General features: G+C 71.6%; 15 protein-coding genes and 2 pseudogenes. 11 read left to right on the top strand and 6 right to left on the bottom strand.

Annotated elements, in window-relative coordinates; genetic code table 11:
* Nucleotides 1-31: 31 nt before the first annotated feature.
* Together ACZ5NH_RS06060 and ACZ5NH_RS06055 are read right to left on the bottom strand one after the other, a co-directional pair.
* Complete coding sequence (locus tag ACZ5NH_RS06060) at nt 32-3073, bottom strand: alpha-mannosidase (RefSeq protein ID WP_468773181.1); 3042 nt, start codon at nt 3071-3073, stop codon at nt 32-34.
* Between the two features lie 57 nt (nt 3074-3130).
* The gene (locus ACZ5NH_RS06055) at nt 3131-4468 is read right to left on the bottom strand and encodes a 6-phospho-beta-glucosidase (RefSeq protein WP_468773180.1); all 1338 of its coding nucleotides are present in this window, start codon (nt 4466-4468) and stop codon (nt 3131-3133) included.
* Nucleotides 4469-4574: 106 nt separating this feature from the next.
* On the opposite strand from ACZ5NH_RS06055, the pseudogene ACZ5NH_RS06050 reads away from it, so the two are divergent.
* From ACZ5NH_RS06050 to ACZ5NH_RS06035, 4 genes and pseudogenes are all read left to right on the top strand, one after another.
* Nucleotides 4575-5173 (top strand): annotated as a pseudogene (locus ACZ5NH_RS06050) (DUF4981 domain-containing protein); the annotation flags it as partial.
* A 159-nt stretch (nt 5174-5332) separates the two neighbouring features.
* Nucleotides 5333-7159 (top strand): annotated as a pseudogene (locus ACZ5NH_RS06045) (LamG-like jellyroll fold domain-containing protein).
* Nucleotides 7160-7267: 108 nt separating this feature from the next.
* Nucleotides 7268-8026, top strand: coding sequence for an IclR family transcriptional regulator (locus tag ACZ5NH_RS06040; protein ID WP_468773179.1), 759 nt, complete (start codon nt 7268-7270; stop codon nt 8024-8026).
* A gap of 300 nt (nt 8027-8326) precedes the next feature.
* Nucleotides 8327-9727, top strand: a complete 1401-nt coding sequence (locus ACZ5NH_RS06035; RefSeq protein ID WP_468773178.1) for a glycoside hydrolase family 16 protein — start codon at nt 8327-8329, stop codon at nt 9725-9727.
* Between the two features lie 90 nt (nt 9728-9817).
* Here ACZ5NH_RS06035 and ACZ5NH_RS06030 read toward each other — a convergent pair whose 3' ends face one another.
* A complete protein-coding gene (locus tag ACZ5NH_RS06030) occupies nt 9818-10708 on the bottom strand; it encodes a helix-turn-helix domain-containing protein (protein ID WP_468773177.1) in 891 nt (296 codons plus the stop codon).
* A 146-nt stretch (nt 10709-10854) separates the two neighbouring features.
* On the opposite strand from ACZ5NH_RS06030, the gene tkt reads away from it, so the two are divergent.
* Genes tkt through ACZ5NH_RS05995 form a run of 7 tightly spaced genes read left to right on the top strand, consistent with a single transcriptional unit; the run spans nt 10855 to nt 19769 of the window.
* Entirely contained in the window at nt 10855-12930 is a 2076-nt protein-coding gene (gene tkt / locus ACZ5NH_RS06025; RefSeq protein WP_468773176.1) for a transketolase, read from the top strand.
* 30 nt (nt 12931-12960) lie between these two features.
* Complete coding sequence (gene tal, locus ACZ5NH_RS06020) at nt 12961-14106, top strand: transaldolase (RefSeq protein WP_468773175.1); 1146 nt, start codon at nt 12961-12963, stop codon at nt 14104-14106.
* Nucleotides 14103-15710 (top strand): glucose-6-phosphate dehydrogenase, encoded by a 1608-nt coding sequence (gene zwf, locus ACZ5NH_RS06015; protein WP_468773174.1) that lies wholly within the window; start codon nt 14103-14105, stop codon nt 15708-15710. Before tal ends, zwf begins: the two co-directional genes overlap by 4 nt.
* Nucleotides 15707-16633 (top strand): glucose-6-phosphate dehydrogenase assembly protein OpcA, encoded by a 927-nt coding sequence (gene opcA / locus ACZ5NH_RS06010; RefSeq protein ID WP_388627060.1) that lies wholly within the window; start codon nt 15707-15709, stop codon nt 16631-16633. The genes zwf and opcA overlap by 4 nt, the downstream gene beginning before the upstream one ends.
* A gap of 1 nt (nt 16634) precedes the next feature.
* Nucleotides 16635-18296 carry a glucose-6-phosphate isomerase gene (gene pgi, locus ACZ5NH_RS06005; RefSeq protein ID WP_468773173.1) on the top strand — a complete coding sequence of 554 codons (1662 nt, stop codon included), beginning with the start codon at nt 16635-16637 and terminating at the stop codon, nt 18294-18296.
* A 1-nt stretch (nt 18297) separates the two neighbouring features.
* A complete protein-coding gene (gnd, locus tag ACZ5NH_RS06000) occupies nt 18298-19176 on the top strand; it encodes a phosphogluconate dehydrogenase (NAD(+)-dependent, decarboxylating) (RefSeq protein ID WP_468773172.1) in 879 nt (292 codons plus the stop codon).
* A 5-nt stretch (nt 19177-19181) separates the two neighbouring features.
* Nucleotides 19182-19769, top strand: a complete 588-nt coding sequence (locus tag ACZ5NH_RS05995; RefSeq protein WP_388627064.1) for a histidine phosphatase family protein — start codon at nt 19182-19184, stop codon at nt 19767-19769.
* 39 nt (nt 19770-19808) lie between these two features.
* On the opposite strand, the gene ACZ5NH_RS05990 is transcribed toward ACZ5NH_RS05995, so the two are convergent.
* The 3 genes from ACZ5NH_RS05990 to ACZ5NH_RS05980 all read right to left on the bottom strand — a co-directional run bounded on the left by ACZ5NH_RS05990 (nt 19809) and on the right by ACZ5NH_RS05980 (nt 24597).
* Nucleotides 19809-21731 carry a glycosyltransferase family 39 protein gene (locus ACZ5NH_RS05990; RefSeq protein ID WP_468773171.1) on the bottom strand — a complete coding sequence of 641 codons (1923 nt, stop codon included), beginning with the start codon at nt 21729-21731 and terminating at the stop codon, nt 19809-19811.
* A 170-nt stretch (nt 21732-21901) separates the two neighbouring features.
* A complete protein-coding gene (locus ACZ5NH_RS05985; RefSeq protein ID WP_468773170.1) occupies nt 21902-23689 on the bottom strand; it encodes a bifunctional sugar phosphate isomerase/epimerase/4-hydroxyphenylpyruvate dioxygenase family protein in 1788 nt (595 codons plus the stop codon).
* A 14-nt stretch (nt 23690-23703) separates the two neighbouring features.
* The gene (locus ACZ5NH_RS05980) at nt 23704-24597 is read right to left on the bottom strand and encodes a shikimate dehydrogenase (protein ID WP_468773169.1); all 894 of its coding nucleotides are present in this window, start codon (nt 24595-24597) and stop codon (nt 23704-23706) included.
* Between the last annotated feature and the right edge of the window lie 61 nt (nt 24598-24658).

Genomic DNA, 24658 nt, shown 5'->3' with positions numbered 1-24658 from the left:
CGGGAGGTAGTCGGGGTCGCATGCCCATCGGTCAGGCCCTCCGCAGCCGGAGCGTCAGGATCTGGAAGGGGCGGAGGGAAACGGAGACTCCGCCGTCCGTCGACTCCGCGTCTTCCAGCGGACGTTCGAGCAGGTCGGTCACCTGGGCGCCCGCGAGGGGGAAGCCGGTGCGTACGACACCCGTCGCGCGGCCGCCGCGGGACTCGTAGAGGCGGACGACGACGTCGCCGCTCTCGTCGTCGGCCAGCTTCACGGCCTCGACGGTCACGCCCTCGCCGTCCACCGCGACGACCGGCTGCGGCTCGCCCGCCGAATCGGCCACGCGGAGGGGGAGGTTGAGGGCGTACCCCTCGGCCACGGCGTCCTCGGTGCTGGCGCCGGGCAGGAGCGAGTAGGTGAGGCGGTGGCGGCCCTGGTCGGCACGCGGGTCCGGGATGCGCGGGGCGCGCACCAGGCTGAGGCTGACCCTGGTCGTCGTACCGCCGTCCTCGCGGACGGTGCGGGAGACGTCGTGGCCGTACGTCGAGTCGTTGATGAGCGCGACGCCGTAGCCGGGCTCGCCGAGGTGCACCCAGCGGTGGCCGCAGACCTCGAAACGGGCCGCCTCCCAGCTGGTGTTGGTGTGCGTGGGCCGCTGGATGTGGCCGAACTGGATCTCGGCGGAGGAGTGCGGGGCGCGGATGTCGAACGGGAAGCCGGCCTTGAGGAACTTCTCCGTCTCGTGCCAGTCGATGTCCGTCTCGAAGTCGATCCGGGGGCTGCCGGCGCGGAGGGTGATCGTCTGGGTGATCCGCGAGCCCTTGCCGAAGGAGCGGGTGACGCGGATCGAGCCGAGCAGCGGGTCCTGGTCGACGACCTCGATCTGCGAGGCCTCCAGCAGCTCCGTGTAGCGGTTCTTGTAGTGCTTGTCGACGTCCCAGGCGTCCCAGTAGTTCGGGAGGTCCGTGTGCAGGCGCAGCAGGTTGCCCTGACCGGCGAGGACTTCGCGGTCGGCGCGCAGGTCGACCACGGAGGACAGGGTGCCGTCCTCGGCGACCACCACGCGGACCAGGCCGTTGTCGAGGACCCTTTCGTCGACCGTCACCGGGTGCGGGGGCTCGGCTTCCGTCAGGGGTGCACTGCCGCTCGCGGGCACCTGCACGTACGCCGGCGCGCCCGCCGCCGTGCGGATCACCTCGGCGCGGTCGAACGGGCTGGTGTTGAAGACCCGGGTCGAGCCGGCGCCCAGCGCGGCCACCGCCTCGGCCGTCAGCTCCTCCAACTCCTGTGCGACACGGGCGTACTCGGCCTCCGCCTCGCGGTGCACCCAGGCGATGGATGAGCCCGGCAGGATGTCGTGGAACTGGTGCAGCAGCACCGTCTTCCACAGCCGGTCCAGCTTCTCGTACGGGTAGGCGTAGCCCGGCGCGTGCAGCGCGGCGGTCGTCGCCCACAACTCGGCCTCGCGCAGCTTGTGTTCGCTGCGGCGGTTGCCCTGCTTGGTGCGGGCCTGGGAGGTGTACGTGGCGCGGTGCAGCTCCAGGTAGAGCTCGCCGACCCAGACCGGGGCGTCCGGGTACTCCTCGCGGGCCTTGGCGAAGAACGCGTCGGGGTGTTCGACGACGACCTTGGGCGAACCCTCCAGGTCGGCGAGCCTGCGCGCCCGTTCCATGTTCTCGCGGGTGGGGCCGCCACCGCCGTCGCCCCAGCCGAAGGGAGCGAGAGACCTCGAAGCCGCGCCCTTCTCGGCGTAGTTGCGGACCGCCCGGGCCATCTCCGCGCCGCTGAAGCGGGCGTTGTAGGTGTCGACGGGCGGGAAGTGGGTGAAGATGCGGGTGCCGTCGATGCCCTCCCACCAGAAGGTGTGGTGGGGGAAGGTGTTGGTCTGGTTCCAGGAGATCTTCTGAGTGAGGAACCACTCGTTGCCGGCGAGCTTGGCGAGCTGCGGGTAGGCGGCGTTGTAGCCGAAGGAGTCCGGCAGCCAGACGCCCTTGGTCTCGATGCCGAAGTGCTCGATGAAGAACCGCTTGCCGTGGATGAGCTGCCGGGCGATGGCCTCCCCGCCGGGCAGGTTGCCGTCGGACTCGACCCACATGCCGCCGACCGGCGCCCACTGTCCCTTCTTCACGGACTCCTTGATGCGGGCCCAGACGTGCGGGTGATTGTCGCGCACCCACTCGTACTGCTGGGCCTGCGAGCAGGCGAAGACGAACTCCTCGTACTCGTCGGCCAGGGACGTCACGTTCGAGAACGTCCGGGACGTCTTGCGCTTGGTCTCGCGGATGGGCCACAGCCACGCCGAGTCGATGTGCGCGTGGCCGACGCCGGAGATGACGTGGGCACTGGCGTGGGCGGGCTTGGACAGGACCGGGCGCAGGGCCTCGCGCACGGCGGCGGCGGAGCCGGAGATGTCGTCGAGGTCCAGCAGGTCCAGGGCGCGGTCCAGCGCGTGCGTGATCTCGTGCCGGCGCGGGTCGTGCTCGCCGAGTTCGACCATCAGTTCGCGCAGCACCTGGAGGTCGAGGTCGAGGTGCCAGACCTCCTCGTCGAGTACGGCGAGGTCGGCGCGCCGGAAGGTGTACAGCGGCTTGTGGCCGGCGGTCAGGACATCGCCCAGCGGGGTCGGCGCCGCGAAGTTGCCCGCGAGGATGTCGGGGTTGGAGGCCGCCTCGACCAGGTAGTCGATCTGCTCGCCGCCGGCCGCCGGGTTGGCGATCGGGACGTACTGGTTGAGCGGGTTGACCGCCTTCAGCGGGCGGCCGTCGGGCAGGTGGACCAGGGCCTCGGCCTGGTTGCCCGGCCAGTCGCCGATGAAGCCGAGGTCGATGACCGCCTCGACGCGCCGGCCCGCCCACGCGGCGGGGACCCGGCCGCTCACCCGGAACCAGGTCGTGCCCCAGGGCGGGCCCCACGGGGTGTCCATCGCGAAGGGCTCGTAGGGCGCGGACGCGGCCTCTTCGAAAGAGACCGGCTCGCCCGGCGCCTGCCAGGCCTCGACCGCCATCGGGACGGTGGCCGCGTAGATCGCGGGCTTGATGCGCTGGGTGTGGACGCGCTCGGCGCGCTCCTCGATCCGGCGGCGTTCGTCGTGCATCAGGGGCCTCCAGGGAGGGAGGGGCGAGCGGGCTGGAAAGCGCTTACCGGTTGGTGATCAACCAAGGTACGCCAGACCGGGATGGACTGCGGTGTAGCCCTCGACCAGGCGCCGGGCCACGTTCACGGAGTCGACCAGCGGATGCAGCGCGAACGCCTTCACGGCTGTCTGCCGGGAGCCGGACTCGGCGGCGGCGAGCACCTCACGCTCGACGGCCTTGACCGAGCAGACCAGTCCCGTGGCGTGATCGGGCAGCGGGGCGACGGCGACCGGATGGGCACCGCCCGCGTCGACCTGGCAGGGAACCTCGATCACGGCGTCGCCGTCGAGCACGGACAGCGTGTTCCCGTTGCGCACGTTGAGGATCAGCGTGGTCCGCTCATCGCGGGCGATGGCCCGCATCAGGGCGAGCGCGACCTGCTCGTAGCCGCCGGACAGGTCCTCGGCCTCGCGCTCGCCCGCGCCGGCGCTCTCCCGGTTCTCGGCCATGTAGGTGGCCTCGCGCTCGGCGCGCGTGCGGTCCCACACCTCCAGCGCGGACCGGTCCGGGTGCAGTGCCTCCGTGTAGAACCGGGCCTGCTGGTCGCGCAGGAAGGCACCCCGGGTCTGCCCGGCCTGCTGGTAGGCGCGTACGGCTTCCCGGTTGAAGTAGTAGTAGTGCAGGTACTCGTTGGGGATCGCGCCGAGCGACTGCAGCCAGTCGACGCCGAACAGCCTGCCCTCCTCGAAGGAGCCGAGCCGGGCGGGGTCGGCGAGCAGGCGCGGCAGTTCGTCGCGTCCGGCGACGCGCAGGCCGCGCACCCAGCCGAGGTGGTTGAGGCCGACGTAGTCGACGAAGGCCTCCTTCGGGTCGGCGCCGAGGACGCGGGCGATACGGCGGCCGAGACCGACGGGCGAGTCGCAGATGCCGATGACACGGTCGCCGAGGTACCGGGACATCGCCTCGGTGACCAGGCCGGCCGGATTGGTGAAGTTGATGACCCAGGCGTCCGGGGCGAGGCGGGCCACGCGCCGGGCGATGTCGACGGCGACGGGCACGGTCCGCAGGCCGTAGGCGATGCCGCCCGCGCCGACGGTCTCCTGGCCGAGCACGCCCTCGGCGAGCGCCACCCGCTCGTCGTCCGCCCGGCCCTGAAGGCCGCCGACGCGGATCGCGGAGAAGACGAAGTCCGCGCCGGCGAGCGCCTCGTCGAGGTCGGTGGTCGCGGTCACCCGGGGCGCGTCGGGGACGCCGGCGGCCTGTTCGTCCAGTACCCGGCGTACTGCGTGCAACCGGCGCTCGTCCAGGTCGTGCAGGACGACCTCGGTGACCCGCCCCTCGGCGTGGTCGGTCAGCAGTGCACCGTGGACGAGCGGCACCCGGAACCCGCCGCCGCCCAGAATCGTCAGCTTCACGTCTGCGTCCTTCCCCGAACTTGCGCCACGACCACCTCGGCCCCGGCCCCTGGTGGGCGGACCGGGCGGTGGCCGGGTCCACCGGCATCCCATCATTTCCGGGCGCGCGGACCACTGGGCGGCCACCGAGTCCACGCCGGGCCTTCAGGACGGCTTCATCCGGGGGTCCTGGGACCACGGAATCCTCGGCGCGTGAGCGAGGGAAGACCGGCCGGGCACGCGGCTGCCGGCCACTACGACAACGGTGTCACCCCACCCGGCTGCCGCCGGGCGTACGGCGGCGACCACGAGAGCCCCGGCACCGCGGACGGGGTGGACGAGGCCGAAGGGGCCGAAGTGGTGGTCTTCCCCGGCCGCGGCGACCGCATTCCGCTGCCTGACCCGCACCATCGTCGGGAGCTCGTGGCACCGGTCCGGATCCGGTGCTACCGGCACGAGGGGATCATCGTCGCCAACCACCGGCGCTTCCCGGGTCTTGCCGGGCTGACGGCGACCTGGGAACTGGCGCCCGCCGACGGCCCCACCCTGACCGCTCCGGCCCCGTTGCCCGATCTACGGCCCGGCGAGACCGCGGCCGTACCGCTGCCCTTCACCCTGCCGAAGGGCGGCGGTGAGGCGTGGCTGACGCTGCGGGTGGTGGCGGCCGAGGACGAGCCGTCGGCGCCGCGTGGCACCGAGGTGTGCGCGCCACGCATCCGGCTGCGGGCGGTGCTGACGGCTCGTCCTCGTACGGAGGGTCCGGCCGGCGCCCCGCGAGCCCTTCGTTCCGTGGCCACCTGACCCTCCCCCTCGTCCACCCCTGTCCCCCTCATCCGCCCCCTCGTTCCCCCTGCCCTCCCGTCCCGTCACCCTCCCGGAGCACCCATGTGTACGTCGCACGACCACAACCAGGGCGAGGCCGTGCAGGCCGGTGCCGGAAGACGTGGTTTTCTCAGGGCCACCGCGCTGCTCGGCGCCGCCGCCGCGGCCGGGGTCGCCGTCCCGGCCGGCGCCGAGGCGGCCGAGCGGAGCGGCTGGCGGCCGGACTCGGACAGCCGCCGGTTCACGCTCGCGGTGATGCCCGACACCCAGTACCTGTTCGACGGCCCGAGCATCTACCCGGCGCCCCTCGAAGCCTCGTTGCGCTATCTCCTGGAGCACGGCAAGGACGACAACATCGTCTTCCTGAGCCACCTCGGGGACCTGACCCAGAACGGTGCCGCGGACGAGTTCGCCGCGATCGGGGAGGCGTTCGGGGTCCTCGACCGTCGGGGGGTCGGCTACAGCGTGCTGGCCGGCAACCACGACATCAGGTCGTCGACGGACGACCAGCGCGGCTCCACGCCGTACCTGGACGCCTTCGGGCCGCAGCGCTTCCGGGACAAGCCGACGTTCGGGGGCGAATCACCGGACGGCTACAACACCTTCCACCTGTTCCGGGCCGCCGGCCGCGAGTGGATGGTGCTCGCGCTGGACTGGCGGCTGTCGGCGCAGGGATACGCCTGGGCGAAGGACGTGCTCGCCCAGCACCCGAGGACGCCGGTCGTGCTCACCACGCATGAACTGATCGTCGGGGACCAGCAGTTGTCGGCGTACGGGCAGCAGCTGTGGGACCAGCTGATCGAGGACCACGACCAGATCTTCCTGACCCTGAACGGCCACTACTGGCCCGCGGGCCGCGCGACCCGCAAGAACGCGGCCGGCAACGAGGTGCATCTGCACCTCACCAACTAGCAGAACCGCTACTTCGGCGGCGCGGCGATGATCCGCCTCTACCACTTCGACCTGGACCGCAACGTCATCGACGTGGAGACGGTCTCGCCGTGGATCCTCGGCCGGGCGAAGCAGGGGCTCAACGAGCTGGAGCGGCAGGAGATCGAGCTCAGCGGCGACGCGGACCGCTTCTCGGTCGAGATCGACTTCGCCGCCCGCTTCTCCGGCTTCGACCCGGTGCCGGCCCGCCCGGGCCGGCCGGTGTCGAGGATGCTGATACCGGGCACGGCCGCCTACTGGCGCTTCGAGTCGCCCGTCTCCGGCACCGTCCGCGACCTGTCCGGCCGGGGCAACGACCTCACCGTGGTCTCGGTGGGCGGCGGCACACTGGGCTGGTCGGCGGACCACCACCCCGACCAGCCCGGCCACGGCAGCCTGGAGTTCCAGGGGTGCAAGTCGCCGCTGAAGGGCGCGTATCTGCGCACCGTCGACTCCGCGCCGCTCAACTCGGCCACTTTCGAGAACGGTTACACGATCGAGGCCTTCTACTGGCTGCCCGCCGACTGGGACGCCTCGCACAACGCCTGGTCCGGGCTGGTGAGCCGCACCGGCCGCAACGGCTCGGTGGGCACGGTCACGGACGACCCGGACGAACCGCTGGCCACGCTGTCCCTGTCCGACGGCCCTGGCCCGCAGTGGGCGGTCCACCCGCTCAACCAGCGGCAGCTGGCCACCAACTGGGGCGACGAGACCGCCCGGGAGACCTGGTGGCACCTGGCCGTGGTCAACGACGGTCAGCACACGATCATGTACGTCCAGGGCTGCCCGGTGGCGCGCAACCCGCACGCCCCGGCGATCGGCATCGCCTCGTCCGGGCGCCCCTGGCTGCTCGGCGGCTACGAGTACGCGGACAGGATCGACCAGATCCTGCACGGACGCCTCGGTGACGTCCGGATCGTCTCCCGGGCGCTGCCCGTCACCTCCTTCATGACGCGCTGACCCCGCCGGAGGACCTGTGACCGGCGGGACCGAGCAGCCGCTGCCCGCCTGGGCCGACCCGTCGGCTACGATCCGGGCCACGACGTACGGCGACAGGGTGGGGTTTCCGTGAGCGAGCGGTCCGCGGCCGACCGGCTGCTGGCCGTGCTCGCCGCGTTCGACCACGAGCACCCCGCCCTGTCCCTGACGGACATCGGCCGCCGGGCCGGGCTCAGCCTGACCACCGCGCACCGGCTGGCGGGCGCCCTGACCGCGTGGGGCGCACTGGAGCGCGACGCGTCCGGGGTCTACCACGTGGGGCTGCGGCTGTGGGAGGTGGCCGCGCTCGCGCCGCGCGGCCTGGGCCTCAGGCAGCTGGCGCTGCCGTACCTGGAGGACCTGTACGAAGCGACGCACGAGAACGTGCAGTTGGCCGTGCGGGACGGCGCGGAGGTCGTCTACATCGAGTGGCTGTCGGGCCGTTCGGCGGTGGGCGTGCACATCCGGGTCGGCGCGCGCTGGCCGCTGCACGCCACCGGCGTCGGGCTCGCCCTCCTCGCCCACGCGGACCCGGACGTGCAGGAGGAGTACTGCGCCGGGCCGCTGGCCGCCTTCACGCCGTACACGATCAACGATCCGGTGCGGCTGCGCCGTACGCTCGCCGAAGTGCGCCGCTCAGGCGTGGCGGTGAGTGAGCGTCAGGTGACGGAGGACGCGCTGTCGGTGGCGGCGGCGGTGCGCGGGCCGGGCGGGGAGGTGGTGGCGGCGGTGTCGGTGGTGGTGCCCCGGGCGGGCGCCCAGGTGCCGGCCCTGGCTCCTGCGGTACGGCTGGCGGCCCGGGGGATCTCACGGGCGCTGGGCTGGCGGCCGGGGCGGCGCGAGCGGTGACCCGGCAGGCGCTGCTCGGCGAACCGGTCCGCGGTGGGGAAGCAGCGCTCGAAGAACGCCGCTCTGCCGATGTGGTCGTCCTGGCCTGTCTCCTCACGGGAATCAGCGCGGTCTGAGCCGGTACGGGCGGCTTCACCCCCTGAACTCCCCTGCGTACCAACGACTTTCCTTGCTTCACATCTTGACGACCGCAGGGGTGGGGAGCACATTGGCGACACCTTGAGAGCGCTCTCAGGCTTCAGCGTGGGAGCGCTCTCACGACACCTCGCACACTCCCCGTACCTACCGAGAGGCCCCCCCATGAGCGATTCCTCCGGCATACCCAGACCCCGCCCCCTGCGGCGTGCGCTGGTCGCAGCCGTCGCCACGCTCGGCCTGGCGGTGGCGGTCGCCACGGCCGCCACCGCCCCCGCCGGCGCCACCGCCCCCAGCCCGCCCTCCGGCTGGACCCAGGTCTTCGCGGACGACTTCAACGGCGCGGCGGGCTCCGGTGTCAACACGGCCAACTGGCAATACGACACCGGGACTTCGTACCCGGGCGGTGCCGCGAACTGGGGCACCGGCGAGGTCGAGACGATGACCTCCAGCGCGAACAACGTGGCACTGGACGGCAACGGCGACCTGCTCATCACCCCGCGCCGCGACGCCTCCGGCAACTGGACCTCCGGCCGGATCGAGACCACCCGGACCGACTTCCAGCCCCCGGCCGGCGGCAAGCTGCGCGTGGAGGCCCGCGTCCAGATGCCCAATGTGACCGGGGACGCGGCCGCCGGCTACTGGCCCGCCTTCTGGATGCTGGGCGCGCCCTACCGCGGCAACTACCAGAACTGGCCGAGCGTCGGCGAGCTGGACGTCATGGAGAACGTCCAGGGCCTGAACAAGACCTGGGCCACCATGCACTGCGGCACCAACCCGGGCGGCCCCTGCAACGAGACCACGGGCCTCGGCAACTCGACGGCGTGCCCCAACACCACCTGCCAGTCGGGCTTCCACACCTACACCATGGAGTGGGACCGCTCGGTGAGCCCGGAGGCGATCCGCTTCTACGTCGACGGCGTCAACTACCAGACGGTCACGGCGAACCAGATGGACGCGACCACCTGGGCCAACGCCACGAACCACGGCTTCTTCGTCATCCTGAACGTGGCGATGGGCGGCGGCTTCCCCGGGGCCTTCGGCGGCGGCCCGACCGGCGCCACGGAGCCGGGCCACCCGATGGTCGTCGACTACGTGCAGGTCCTGCAGTCCTCGGGCAGCGGCGGCGGCACCACTCCCCCGCCGCCCGGCAACCGCGACGCCTACAGCGCCGTCCAGGCCGAGTCCTACGACAGCCAGTCCGGCATCAGCACCGAGACCACGACCGACACCGGCGGCGGCCAGGACATCGGCTGGATCGCGAACGGCGACTGGGCGCTGTACAAGGGCGTGAACTTCGGCTCCACGGCGGCCACCCAGTTCTACGCCCGGGTGGCGAGCGGCGCGGCCGACGGCGTCAGCGGACTGGTCGAGGTGCGCCTGGACAGCCGCGGCAATCCGCCCATCGGCAGCTTCGCCGTCGGCAACACCGGGGGCTGGCAGACGTGGAGGACGGTTCCGGCCAACATCAGCTCGGTGACCGGAACGCACGATGTCTATCTGACCTTCACCAGCGGCCAGCCGTCCGACTTCGTCAACGTCAACTGGTTCGACTTCGGGCACTGATCAGTCGGCGACAGGGGGTTGGCCCGCATCCATGGGTCAACCCCCGCCTCGTCATGTACGGGGGCGGTCAGCTCGCGGACGACTCGTGCGTCACCGCAGTTCCGCCCGGAACGCGACCGGCGTCTGCCCGGTGTGCAGATGGAAGAACTTGGTGAAGTTCGCCGCGTCGGGGAAGCCCACGGCCGCCCCGACGCGGCCGATCGGCAGGTCGGTGTGGGCGAGGAGGCGCTTGGCCTCCAGGACGACGCGTTTGTCGATGAAGCCCTTGGGCGTCTCACCGGTGGCGGCGCGGACGGCGCGGACCAGGGTGCGGCGGGAGTAGCCGAGGGCGTCGGCGTAGGCACTGACGCTGTGATTGGTGGCGAAGCCCTGCTCCACGGCGTCCCGGAAGCGGGTGAAGGTGCTGTCCGTGTGCTGCCGGTCGGCCTCGGCGGAGCTGGCCGCGAGGTGCGCGAGGCGCAGCAGGAACGCGGTGAGGGTGTGGCGGAGGACGGCCGTGTGCAGGCTCAGCGGGAGCGTCGCGGTGTCCTCGTACTCGCGGCGCAGCTGGTCGAGGGACGCCTGGAGCGCGGCGAGCCGGTCCGGGTCCGGGTGCAGCAGCGGCGGCAGGTCGTAGCGGTACAGGCCGGTGGACTCGACGGTGGCGCGCGGCAGGAAGCCGGGCTGCATGGTCAGGACGGTTCCGCGGTACACGGCGTCGCGGGAGAAGCGGTGGACCTGTCCGGGGCGGATCCACAGCAGGTCGCCGGCGCCGGCCTCGTACTCGGCGAAGTCGATCATGTGCCGTACGGGGCCGGCGGTGAACAGCATGATGACGTGGAAGTCGATGCGGTGGACGCGGTGCAGGGGGGCGTCGGCGTGCCAGGTGCGGTCGGTGCCCATGGGGCCGACCTGCATGCCGACGCCGCCCACGGCCAGTTCGGCCGGGAAAGGGAAGGTTCTGATGCCGTCGCCGTCGGCTTGGGATCTTCTGTCAGCCATGTCCTTTTCGTGCCGTCCCTGTCGCGCGATCACTGTCCCAGATTCACCACAGGCTGACACACCTCGACCTTTCCTCGAAAAAGTCAGACTTTTAAGTTTGAACGCGTCAGGTCAGCAATCCCGCACTGAACGAGGACTTCTTGAAGATGACCACGCAGACTTCCGACGGCTTCGAGTGGACCGACCTCGACCGGCGTGCGGTGGACACCGCCCGTCTGCTGGCGGCCGATGCGGTGCAGAAGGTGGGGAACGGGCACCCGGGCACGGCGATGAGCCTGGCACCTGCCGCGTACACGATCTTTCAGAAGGTGATGCGTCACGATCCCGCTGACCCCGAGTGGACCGGCCGGGATCGTTTCGTCCTGTCCCCCGGGCACACCTCGCTGACCCTGTACACCCAGCTGTTCCTCTCCGGGTACGAGCTGGAGCTGGACGACCTGAAGGCGTTCCGCACGCACGGCTCCAAGACCCCCGGTCACCCCGAGTACGGCCACACCGCCGGCGTCGAGACCACCACCGGCCCGCTCGGCCAGGGCGTCGCCAACGCGGTCGGCATGGCGATGGCGGCCCGCTACGAGCGCGGCCTGTTCGACGCGGACGCCCCCGCGGGCACCTCCCCCTTCGACCACACCATCTGGGCGATCGTCTCCGACGGCGACCTGGAGGAGGGCGTCTCCGCCGAGGCCTCCTCGCTCGCCGGCCACCAGAAGCTCGGCAACCTGGTCTTCCTCTACGACGACAACCACATCTCCATCGAGGGCGACACCGCGACCGCCTTCTCCGAGGACGTGCTGGGGCGGTACGAGGCCTACGGCTGGCACACCCAGCGCGTCGCGCCCACCGCCGACGGCGACATCGACGTTCCCGCCCTGTACGCGGCGCTGAAGGCCGCGCAGGCCGAGACCGAGCGGCCCTCGATCATCGCGATGCGCACGATCATCGCCTGGCCCGCCCCGACCGCGCAGAACACCGAGGCCTCCCACGGCTCCGCGCTCGGCGAGGAGGAGATCGCCGCCACCAAGCGCGTGCTCGGCTTCGACCCGGAGCAGACCTTCCAGGTCGAGGACGAGGTCCTGAAGCACACCCGGCGGGCCCTGGACCGCGGCGCCGAGGCGCACGCGGCCTGGGACAAGCGGATCACCGAGTGGCGCGCGGCCCAGCCGGAGCGGGCGGCCCTCTTCGACCGGATCGCCAAGGGCGAGCTGCCCGACGGCTGGGAGCAGAGCATCCCGGTCTTCGAGGAGGGCAAGTCCGTCGCCACCCGTGCCGCCTCCGGCAAGGTGCTGCAGGCGCTCGGCCCGGTGATCCCCGAGCTGTGGGGCGGCTCCGCCGACCTCGCCGGCTCCAACAACACCACCATCGACAAGACCAGCTCCTTCCTGCCGAAGGGCAACCCGCTGCCCGAGGCCGACCCGTACGGCCGTACCGTCCACTTCGGCATCCGCGAGTTCTCCATGGCCGCGGAGATGAACGGCATCGCCCTGCACGGCAACACCCGGATCTACGGCGGCACCTTCCTGGTGTTCTCCGACTACATGCGCAACGCCGTACGCATGTCGGCGCTGATGCAGCTGCCGGTGACGTACGTGTGGACGCACGACTCCATCGGCCTGGGCGAGGACGGCCCGACCCACCAGCCGGTCGAGCACCTGGCCTCGCTGCGCGCCATCCCGGGCCTGAACGTCGTCCGCCCGGCCGACGCCAACGAGACCGCGGTGGCCTGGGCCGAGATCCTGAAGAGGCACGCCGTGAACCCCGCCCCGCACGGGCTCGCGCTCACCCGCCAGGGCGTGCCGGTGTACGCGCCGAACGAGGACGCGGCCAAGGGCGGCTATGTGCTGCGCGAGTCCTCGACGCAGGTCCCGGAGGTGATCATCATCGCGACGGGCTCCGAGGTGCAGCTGGCCGTGGCCGCGCGTGAGCAGCTGGAGGCCGAGGGCATCGGCACGCGCGTGGTGTCGATGCCGTCCGTGGAGTGGTTCGAGGAGCAGCCGCGCGCCTACCGCGAGCGGGTACTGCCGCCGGCCGTCAAGGCCCGGGTCGCCGTGGAGGCCGGGATCGGTCTGACCTGGTACCGGTACGTGGGCGACGCGGGACGGATCGTCTCCCTCGAGCACTTCGGCGCCTCCGCGGACGCGAAGACCCTGTTCACCGAGTTCGGCTTCACCCCTGAGAACGTCGCCGCGGCGGCCCGCGAGTCGCTCGCCGCCGCGCGCGCCTGACACCGACGCCCGATACGACCCGAAAGAAGAATGATCACTGTGACCGAAGCAATCGCGACCCCGGGAGCCCTCAAGCGCCTCGCCGAGGAGGGCGTGTCGATCTGGCTCGACGACCTGTCGCGGAAGCGGATCACCTCGGGCAGCCTCGCCGAGCTGGTGGCGAGCGGCAGCGCCGTCGGTGTCACGACGAACCCCTCGATCTTCCAGGCCGCCATCGGCTCCGGCGAGGGCTACGAGGAGCAGCTCACCGACCTCGCCGTACGCGGTGTGACGGTGGACGAGGCGGTGCGGATGATGACGACCGCCGACGTGCGCGACGCCGCCGACATCCTGCGTGACGTGTACGACGCCTCCGGCGGCCGGGACGGCCGGGTCTCCATCGAGGTCGACCCGCGCCTGGCGCACGACACGGCGGCGACCGTCGCCGAGGCCAAGCAGCTCTTCTGGCTGGTCGACCGCCCCAACGTGATGATCAAGATCCCGGCGACCAGGGCGGGCCTGCCGGCCATCACCGAGGTCATCGGGCTCGGCATCAGCGTCAACGTGACGCTGATCTTCCCCCTTGAGCGCTACCGCGAGGTCATGGCCGCCTATCTGGCCGGCCTGGAGAAGGCCCGCGAGCGCGGCATCGAGCTGGCCACGATCCACTCGGTGGCGTCCTTCTTCGTCTCCCGTGTGGACACCGAGATCGACAAGCGGCTGACCGCCCTCGGCACCGACGACGCCCTCGCCCTCAAGGGACGCGCGGCCCTGGCCAACGCCCGGCTGGCCTACGAGGCGTACGAGGAGGTCTTCGCCTCCGCCCGCTGGGTCGCGCTCGCCGGGGACAGGGCCAACAGGCAGCGTCCGCTGTGGGCCTCCACGGGTGTGAAGGACCCCGCCTACAAGGACACCCTGTACGTGGACGAGCTGGTCGCGCCGGGCACGGTCAACACCATGCCGGAGGCCACCTTGAACGCCGTCGCCGACCACGGCGAGATCACCGGCGACACGGTGACCGGCGGCTACGCACAGGCCCACGCCGACCTGGCCGCCGTGGAGCGGCTCGGCATCTCCTACGACGAGGTCGTCCAGCAGCTGGAGGACGAGGGCGTCGCCAAGTTCGAGGCGGCCTGGCAGGAACTGCTGGACGCCGTGGCGACGTCCCTGAACAGCAAGGGAGTTGACGCCCGATGACCGAGAAAGCCCCCGCCGCCGAGGCGCCAGCAGCGCAGGCGCCCGCACCCGAGGCGGTGCAGGTCCCGGTGGCCCCGGCCGCCGACTGGGAGAACCCGCTGCGGGACCCCCGCGACCGCCGGCTCCCCCGCATCGCCGGCCCGTCCGGGCTGGTCATCTTCGGGGTGACCGGTGACCTGTCCCGCAAGAAGCTGATGCCGGCCGTGTACGACCTCGCCAACCGCGGTCTGCTGCCGCCGGGCTTCTCACTCGTCGGGTTCGCCCGCCGGGAGTGGGAGGACCAGGACTTCGCGCAGCTCGTGCACGACGCCGTGAAGGAGCACGCCCGCACCCCGTTCCGCGAGGAGGTGTGGCAGCAGCTCGCCGAGGGCATGCGGTTCATTCCCGGCGACTTCGACGACGACACCGCCTTCAAGCAGCTGAAGGACGCCGTGGAGGAGCTGGACGCCTCCCGCGGCACCGGCGGCAACTTCGCGTTCTACCTCTCGGTGCCGCCGAAGTTCTTCCCGAAGGTCGTGCAGCAGCTGAAGAAGCACGGCCTGGCGAACCCGACCAAGGGTTCCTGGCGGCGCGCGGTCATCGAGAAGCCGTTCGGCCACGACCTGGCCAGCGCCCGCGAGCTGAACGCGATCGTGCACGATGTGTTCGAGCCGGACCAGGTGTTCCGCATCGACCACTACCTCGGCAAGGAGACCGTCCAGAACATCCTGGCGCTGCGCTTCGCCAACCAGATGTACGAGCCGATCTGGAACCGCAGCTACGTCGACCACGTGCAGATCACGATGGCCGAGGACATCGGCATCGGCGGCCGGGCCGGCTACTACGACGGCATCGGTGCCGCCCGTGACGTCATCCAGAACCACCTGCTGCAGCTGATGGCGCTGACCGCCATGGAGGAGCCGATCGCGTTCGACGCGGAGGCGCTGCTCACCGAGAAGCTGAAGGTGCTGAAGTCGGTGCGGCTGCCCGACGACCTCGGCGGGCACACCGTGCGGGCACAGTACGCGGGCGGCTGGCAGGGCGGCGAGAAGGTCGTCGGCTACCTCGAGGAGGAGGGCATCGACCCGCAGTCGAAGACCGACACCTTCGCCGCGGTCAAGCTGGGCATCGACAACCGCCGCTGGGCGGGCGTCCCCTTCTACCTGCGCACCGGCAAGCGGCTGGGCCGCCGGGTCACCGAGATCGCGGTGGTCTTCAAGCGGGCCCCGCACTCCCCCTTCGACTCCACCGCCACCGAGGAGCTCGGGCAGAACGCCATCGTCATCCGCGTCCAGCCCGACGAGGGCATGACCGTGCGGTTCGGCTCCAAGGTGCCGGGCACCTCGATGGAGATCCGGGACGTGTCGATGGACTTCGCCTACGGCGAGTCGTTCACCGAGTCCAGCCCGGAGGCGTACGAGCGGCTCATCCTGGACGTGCTGCTCGGCGACGCGAATTTGTTCCCCCGTCACCAGGAAGTGGAAGAGTCCTGGAAGATCCTCGACCCGATCGAGGAGTACTGGGCGGCACACGGGCGGCCGGCGCAGTACGCGTCGGGCAGCTGGGGACCGAGGGAAGCGGACGAGATGCTCGCACGAGACGGACGGAGCTGGCGCAGGCCATGAAGATCGACCTGACCGACACCACGGCAAGCAAGATCAACAAGGCGCTGGTGCAGGGCCGCCGCGCCATCGGCACCCCGGCCGTGGGCATGGTCCTGACGATGGTCATCGTCACGGACGAGGAGAACGCCTACGACTCGATCAAGGCCGCGGAGGACGCCTCGCACGAGCACCCCATGCGGACCCTGGTCGTCATCAAGCGGCATGTCCGCACCCTGCGCGACCGCACCCACTCGCGGCTGGACGCCGAGGTCCGGGTCGGCTCCGAGGCCGGCACCGGTGAGACGGTCGTGCTGCGCACCTACGGCGAGGTGTCCGACCACGCCGACTCGGTCGTGCTGCCGCTGCTGCTGCCGGACGCGCCCGTCGTCGTGTGGTGGCCGGTGGACGCCCCCGACGCCCCGTCCGAGGACCCGCTCGGCGCGCTCGCGCAGCGCCGGATCACCGACCTGTACGCGTTCGAGCGGCCGATGGAGGTCCTGGACACCCGCGCCCGCAACTACGCCCCCGGCGACACCGACCTCGCCTGGACCCGCCTCACCCTGTGGCGGTCGATGCTGGCCGCCGCCCTGGACCAGGCCCGCGCGCGGATCACGTCGGCGGCCGTCGAGGCGGAGGCCAACAACCCCAGCGCCGAGCTGCTGGCCCGCTGGCTGGAGGCCCGCCTACAGGTGTCCGTGGACCGCGTGGTCACCGCCGGACCGGTCGTCACCGCCGTACGGCTGGGCACCCAGAACGGCGAGATCCGCATCGACCGCCCCGAGGGCCCCCTCGCCACGCTGTCCCTGCCCGGCCAGCCGCCGCGCACGCTGGCCCTGAAGGTCCGCCCCACCTCCGAACTCATTGCCGAGGAACTGCGCCGCCTCGACGCCGACGAGATGTACGCCATCGCCCTCAAGGGCGAGGCCGCCAAGGAGAACGCCTGAGATGGCAGAGTCCGAGTTTCCGAAGCTCAGCAACCGGCCCGAGTGGACGGCCCTGGCCGACCACCGCGCCGAGGGGCAGCCGCACCTGCGCGAGCTGTTCGCGGCGGACCCCGGCCGCGCCGAGCGGTACGTCGTACGGGTCGGCGACCTGTACATCGACTACAGCAAGCACCTGATCACCGACGAGACCCTGGCCCTCCTCCAGGAACTCGCCACCGCCACCGGTGTGTTCACGCTGCGGGACGCCATGTTCCGCGGCGAGAAGATCAACGTCACCGAGAACCGGGCCGTCCTCCACACCGCGCTGCGCGCCCCGCGGGACGCGGTGATCGAGGTCGACGGCGAGAACGTCGTCCCGAAGGTGCACGCCGTCCTCGACAAGATGGCCGGCTTCGCCGCCAAGGTCCGCTCCGGCGAGTGGACCGGCCACACCGGCAGGCGCATCAGGAACGTCGTCAACATCGGCATCGGCGGCTCCGACCTCGGCCCGGCGATGGCGTACGAAGTGCTGCGCCCGTACACCGCACGGGAGTTGACGTTCCGGTTCGTCTCGAACGTCGACGGCGCCGACCTGCACGAGGCCACCCGCGACCTGGACCCGGCGGAGACCCTGTTCATCGTCGCGTCCAAGACGTTCACCACGATCGAGACGATCACCAACGCCACCTCGGCGCGCTCCTGGCTGCTGAACGCCTTCGACGGCGACGAGAAGGCCGTCGCCCGGCACTTCGTGGCGCTGTCCACTAACGCCGAGAAGGTGACCGAGTTCGGCATCGACCCGGACAACATGTTCGAGTTCTGGGACTGGGTCGGCGGCCGCTACTCGTACGACTCGGCGATCGGCCTGTCCCTGATGATCGCGATCGGACCCGACCGGTTCCGCGAGATGCTCGACGGCTTCCGGCTGGTCGACGACCACTTCCGCACCGCACCCGCCGAGGCCAACGCCCCGCTGATCCTGGGTCTGCTGGGCATCTGGTACGGCAACTTCTACGACGCCCAGTCGCACGCCGTCCTGCCGTACAGCCACTACCTGTCGAAGTTCACCGCCTACCTCCAGCAGCTGGACATGGAGTCCAACGGCAAGTCGGTGCAGCGGGACGGCCGGCCGGTGGAGTGGCAGACCGGGCCGGTGGTGTGGGGCACGCCGGGCACCAACGGGCAGCACGCCTACTACCAGTTGATCCACCAGGGCACCAAGCTGATCCCGGCGGACTTCATCGGCTTCGCCCGGCCGGTCGACGAGCTGAGCGGTGAACTCAAGGCCCAGCACGATCTGTTGATGGCCAACTTCTTCGCCCAGACCCAGGCGCTGGCCTTCGGCAAGAGTGCCGAGGAGGTCCGCGCGGAGGGCGTGCCGGACGAGCAGGTCACGCACCGCACCTTCCGCGGCGACCACCCCACCACCACGATCCTCGCAGGCTCGCTGACCCCGTCCGTGCTCGGCCAGCTGATCGCCCTCTACGAGCACAAGGTGTTCGTGCAGGGCGCGGTGTGGAACATCGACTCCTTCGACCAGTGGGGCGTGGAGCTGGGCAAGGTCCTCGCCAAGCGCGTCGAGCCCGCCCTCACCGAGGGCGCCGACGTCCCCGGTCTCGACCCGTCCACCAAGGCCCTCGTCGCCGCCTACCGCACGCTCAAGAACGCATCGGAAGTGAACTGATATGCAGCTCGGTCTCATCGGTCTCGGCAAGATGGGTGGCAACATGCGCGAGCGGATCCGCCGCGCCGGCCACACCGTCATCGGCTACGACCGCAATCCCGAGGTCTCCGACGTCAAGTCCCTCGCCGAACTGGTCGAGAAGCTGGACGCGCCCCGCCATGTGTGGGTGATGGTCCCGGCCGGCACCGCCACGCAGACCGTCATCGACGAGCTCGGCGACCTGCTGGAGCCCGGCGACACGGTGATCGACGGCGGCAACTCCCGCTGGACGGACGACGAGAAGCACGCCGCCGCCCTCGGCATCAAGGGCATCGGCTTCGTCGACGCCGGTGTGTCCGGCGGTGTGTGGGGCCTGGAGAACGGCTACGCGCTCATGGTCGGCGGCGACAAGCAGCACGTGGAGCCGCTGGAGCCGCTCTTCGAGGCGCTCAAGCCGGAGGGCCCGTACGGCTATGTCCACGCGGGCCGGGTCGGCGCCGGGCACTTCTCCAAGATGGTCCACAACGGCATCGAGTACGCCATGATGCAGGCTTACGCCGAGGGCTGGGAGCTGCTGGAGAAGGTGCACTCGGTGGAGAACGTGCGCGAGGTCTTCCGCTCCTGGCAGGAGGGCACCGTCATCCGCTCCTGGCTGCTGGACCTCGCGGTCAACGCCCTGGACGAGGACGAGCACCTGGAGAAGCTGCGCGGCTACGCGGAGGACTCCGGCGAGGGCCGCTGGACCGTCGAGGCGGCCATCGACAACGCCGTACCGCTGCCCGCGATCACCGCCTCCCTGTTCGCCCGGTTCGCCTCCCGGCAGGACGACTCGCCGCAGATGAAGATGATCGCGGCGCTGCGCAACCAGTTCGGCGGCCACGCGGTCGAGAAGAAGGACTGACCGCCGTGGGGGACCTCCTGCTGGTCCGCCATGGTGAGACGGAGTGGAGCAGGTCGGGACAGCACACCAGCTGGACCGACCTGCCCCTGACCGAGGACGGCGAGCGACAGGCCAAGTCCCTCGCCCCGCTCCTCACCGGCCGGACCTACGCCCTGGCGCTCGCCAGCCCGCTGGACCGCGCGCTGCGCACCGCCGAACTCGCGGGCCTGACCGGGGTCGTGCCCGACCCCGGTCTGCACGAGTGGGACTACGGCGGCTACGAGGGTGTCACGACCGTCGACATCCACCGGACGCGCCCCGACTGGGACCTGTGGACCGACGGTGTGCCGCCGGGCCCCGAGGGGCACCCGGGCGAGTCGCCCGAGCAGGTCGGCGCACGCGCCGACCGGGTGCTGGCCCGGCTGTCCCCGGCCCTGGCGGAGGGGGACGTGGTCCTCGTCGCCCACGCCCACTTCCTGCGGGTGCTCACCGCCCGCCGGCTGGGCCTGCCGCCCGCCGAGGGCCGGCTGTTCCAGCTGGCCACGGGCACGGTCAGCCGGCTGTCGACCGAGCACGGGCGGCCCGTGATCGCCGAGTGGAACAGACGGCCGTAACGGCTCTTCGTCCGCACGTCCCGTCGTCCGCGGCCCGGTTCACCTCTGGTGGGCCGGGCCGCAGTCGTAGAGGAGATGCGTCGCGTCCAGGGAGCCGTACGCGGCGGCCGGGACGTGGGTGCAGTGCCCCACGGTCCATCGCTCCAGCCGGCCGACGAGGGTGCTCGGCCGGTGCCGGCGGGCGGCCCTGGCGTCGCTGCCAGGCAGCAGGAGGTAACGCAGCCGGCCGGAGTCGATCAGCTGGTGGAAGCGGGCGGCCGAGGGGGACGGGACCCTTCCGGTGAAGCCGCCCATCGGCAGAATGCGCGCGTTGGCCGAGATGACATAGGGCGCGGCCGCCCACCAGCCGGGGACCGCGGCCAGGTACTCGGCGCCGGCCCGGTGCGCGGTGAGGTAGGCCAGCAGCCGCCGCTGGGCGGGGGTGAGCTTCGCGAGCGGGTTGCCCTGCCGGTGGTTGGTGGGGCCGACGCGGGCGAGGGAACCGGGCTGGTTGTAGCGCAACGACATCGCCGACGCCGACCAGGCGGCGGGCACGAGCAGGGCCGCGGCCAGGCCCAGGGCCAGGCCGGCGCTGACGGCACGCGGACGGCGGCGCAGCGCGGTCAGCACCAGCGCGACGACGGCGAGGGCGGTCGCGGTCGGAGCCGACCACGGGAGGAAGTGCGGGTACCACAGGGTCAGCGCCACGCACCAGGCGGCGTTCCCGGCCAGCGCCGCCGGCAGCACCCAGGCCCGTCGGCCGCCCCGCAGTCCCGCCCGCCAGGCCCGTACGACACCGGCGGCGGAGAATGCGGCGAGGGGCACCGCGACCACACCCATGTAGTAGGTGTGCCCGGTCACGCTGCCGAAGCTGAAGACGAGGAAGAACGTGGCCAGCCAGACCCCCCACAGCACCTGGCCCGCGAGCACGCGGTCGGTACGGGGCGCACGTCGCCGCCACAGGGCCAGCGCGCCGCCCACGAGTCCGAGTGCCGCCAGCGGGTAGAGCCAGCCAGTCTGGGTGGCGAGCCCGGGGCTGAACATCTTCCAGACGCTGTCGCCCATGCCGGGGCCCGTCCCGGCCGCCCGCAGACTCGCATTGGGCGCGACACTGCCGGTGCTGGCCGCGTCGATGCCGACCCCGTGGAAGCGGGTCAGGAAGTTGTAGCCGACGACCAGGCCGAAGGGCGAGTTGTCGGTGGTGCCGTCGAGCCACGGGCGGTCGGAGCCCGGGGTGAGGGCGGCCACCAGCATCCACGACACCGACACGACGAGCATCACCGCGGCGGCCGCAGCGAGGTCGCGCAGCCGGCGGCGCAGGCTCACCGGAGCGGCGACCAGGTAGAGGGCGGTGAGTGCGGGCAGCACCGCCCAGGCCTCCAGCATCTTGCACTGGAAGGCCACGCCGACCCAGAAGCCGGCCAGCAGCAGCGGGCCCATCCGGCCCCGCTCGGTCGCCCGCCAGGCGGCTTCGGCGGCCAGCATCAGCAACAGGACGAACGGCGCGTCCTCGGTGACGGAGCGTCCGAGGCCGACGATCACCGGTGTGAGGACGAGGAAGGCGGCCGCCAGCAGCCCGGCCGGCACGCCCGCCCAGCGGCGCACCAGCACGTGGAGCAGAACCACCGAGGCCACCCCTTCGAGCGCCTGCGGCAGTACCAGCGCCCACGGGTGGAAACCGAGAACCAGCGCCGACAGGGCCTGCGGCCACAGGAATCCGGGCAGCTTGTCGATGGTGAGGGTGTTGCCCGGGTCGAAGGAGCCGTAGAAGAACGCGACCGGGTTGTCCGTCATGCTGCGCACCGCAGCGGCGTAGAAACCGTGGTACGAGCTGTGGTTCAGGCCCCACAGGGACAGCAGGGCGGCGAGCGCGGCTACGGCGAGCAGCGCGGGACGCTCGTACCGGCTGGCGCGCGGGCGGGGCGGAGCGACGGACGTCGGTCCGTCGTCACGGACCGCCGACTCGGTGGGGGTGCTCAGCATGGACGGCCTTTCAGGCTCCCGGAAACGGAGTGATCCGGGCGCAGCGCGCATACCGGATCTTGCGGAGTATCCGCGCCCGGACATGTACGGAACCTGAAGCGGAGTTGAACCCCATGGAGGTCTCACCGGCCTCTCACCCCTGCCGGAGACCTGGTAAGAGCCTGGTCGGATCAGCGCAAGAATCGTCCGGCGTGTTGGGCCGTCAGACGGACCGGGGCGTTCACGGCGCCGTAACCACGGTAGCCGTCATCGCGTTGGACGAGTTCGAAGAAGACCCGGCCGACGGTCTCGGTGTAGCAGTGCCGGAAGGCGCCGCCCGCGTCCCGGTCGTAGAGGATGCCGAGCTCCCGGTAGGTCTCCAGCTCGTCGTCGGCGAGGTCGTACCGGGCGGCGAGGTCGTCGTGGTAGTTGGCCGGCACCGGCAGCAGCCGGCCGCCCGCGGCGCGGAAGGCGCGGGCCGCGGCCACCACGTCGTCGGTGGCCAGCGCGATGTGCGCCGCGTGCACGGTGTCGTCGGTGGGTGCCGCGCCGACGCCGAGGGCGATACGGACCCTGCCGTCGGCGTCGGTGACGGCGCGGCTGCGCATCAGCCCGTAGGGGTCGGCGACGTCGACGCTCTCCTGTGCGGTGAGGCCGAGGACGCTGCGGTGGAAGAGCGTGGCCTCGTCGAAGTGGTGCCAGGGCTGGGTGAGGGCGAGGTGGTCGATGCGGGTCGCGGAGGGCGCCGGGCCGTCCGCCAGGTCGGCGAAGTCGGCCCGCCAGTCGGGGAGTTCGGTGTCGCCGGTGGCGCAGAAGAACAGTTCCGTGCCGTCGGGGGCCGCGACGGCGTCGAGCGGGACGTCCCCGGGCGCGCGGTGGCGGGGCAGGACGGGGGCGAGGAGTGCCTCGGCGCGGCGGGCGGCAGCGGCGGGGTCCGGGGACTCCAGGCCGATCGCGGCCAGCCTGGTGCCGTCGCGGCGGGCGGTGGCGGCGGTGTTGACCAGGACGCGGGCCTCGCCGCGCTGCCACAGGTCGACGGGCTTGCCGCGATGGCGGGCGGTGCGGGTGAAGCCGAGCGCGGTCAGCAGCGCGGTGACGGGTTCGGCGTCCGCAGTGAGGAGTTCGGCGAAGGCCACGCCGGTGGGCACGACGGGCGGCGGCAGCTCGGCGGCGCCGACGGCCTCCCGCAGAAGCAGCAGGGAGCGGTGGGCGTCGACGGCGGTGTAGCCGGCGTCGGCCTGCCGGAAGACGTCGTTGAAGACCTCCAGGGACAGCGGCCCGCGGTATCCGGCGGCGAGCACGTGGCGCAGCAGTCCGGCGACGTCGAAGCCGCCCTGGCCGGGGAAGCAGCGGTAGTGGCGGCTCCACTGCAGGACGTCCATCGCGAGCAGCGGGGCGTCGGCGAGCTGCAGGAAGAAGATCTTCTCGCCGGGGATGTCCTCGATGCCCTTGGGGTCGGAGCCGCGGGAGAGGATGTGGAAGCTGTCCAGACAGACGCCGAGCGCCGGGTGGTCGGCGGCCTCGACGATCCGCCACGCGTGCTCGTAGGTGTTCACATGCCGCCCCCAGGCCAGCGCCTCGTACGCCACCCGTATCCCGAACTCCTCGGCCAGCGCTGCCAGTCGAGCGAGTTGACCGGCCGCTCGTGCGTCGTCGTCCACGGCGTCCGGCGACACACTGGAGCACACGAGCACGGTGTCGGCGCCGAGCCGGTTCATCAGCTGGAACTTGTGCCGGGCGCGCCGCAGATTGCGTACGAAGACCTCGTCGGGCACGCCCTCGATGTCCCGCATCGGCTGATACAGATCGATGTTCAGCCCGTGGTCGGCACAGCGCGCTCGGATCTCCTCGGGAGCGAGCGGGCAGGCGAGGAGATCGTTCTCGAAGATCTCCACCCCGCCGAACCCGGCACGCGCGGCGGCGGCGAGCTTCTCGGTGAGGGTACCGCTCAGGGAAACGGTGGCGATTGAGGTGCGCATGCCTGTGTTCTTCGTCATCCGACAGCACTCCCCGAGCGCTCGACGCCCACCAGCTCCGCGAAGTCGGGCAGCATCCGCCCGCTGTCCGGCTCTCTCCCCGTGAACAGCCGGAACGCGTCGGCGGCCTGGAACACGGCCATCCCTCCTCCGGGCAGAACGGCGCAGCCCCGCGAGTGGGCGACCCGCAGCAACTCCGTCCGAAGCGGCCGGTAGACGACCTCCGCCACCCACAGACCGGGATGCAACAGCTCGGCGGACAGGGGCAGCCCGGGATGCGCGGCCATGCCGGTGGGTGTGGCGTGAACGAGCCCCCCACAGCCGTCGGCCTCGCCGAGCAGCGCCGGAAGCCGATCGACGGTCGCCGCGCCCGCCCGCCCCGGGCCGAAGTGCCGGACCAAGGAGTCGGCGAGCGCGGCCGCTCGCTCGGGCAGCGCATCGACGACGGTGACCCGCCCGGCGCCCAGGGTGAGCACGGCATGCGCGACGGCCGCGCCCGCGCCGCCCGCGCCGAGCTGGACGACCCGCTCCAGCGGGGCGTCCGGCAGGCCGCGCGCGAAGGAGGCGGCGAAACCGGTCACGTCGGTGTTGTGGCCCACGGCCCGGCCGTTCTCGAAGACCACGGTGTTGACCGCGCCGAGCGCCTCGGCCCGCGGATCGAGCGCGTCGAGGTGGTCCATGACCAGCTGCTTGCAGGGGTGGGTGATGTTCAGCCCGTCGTAGCCGAGCTCGCGGGCGGCGCGGACCAGATCGCCGACCGCCTCCGGCGCGCGGCCGAGGACGTCGATGTCGAGGATCCGGTAGAGGTAGCGCAGGCCCTGCCGGTCCGCCTCCCGCTGGTGCAGGGCGGGGCTGAGGGAGGGGCCGATCCCGGCCCCGATCAGCCCGACGAGATACGAGTCCTTGGCCATGCGGGCCTCCCAAGGCGGCGCTAATGTACGAACTAGTACGTTAGCTATATCAGTCGCGGAT

This window comes from Streptomyces sp. NPDC031426 (assembly GCF_055581585.1).
This window is presented reverse-complemented; position numbering and strand designations above follow the sequence as displayed.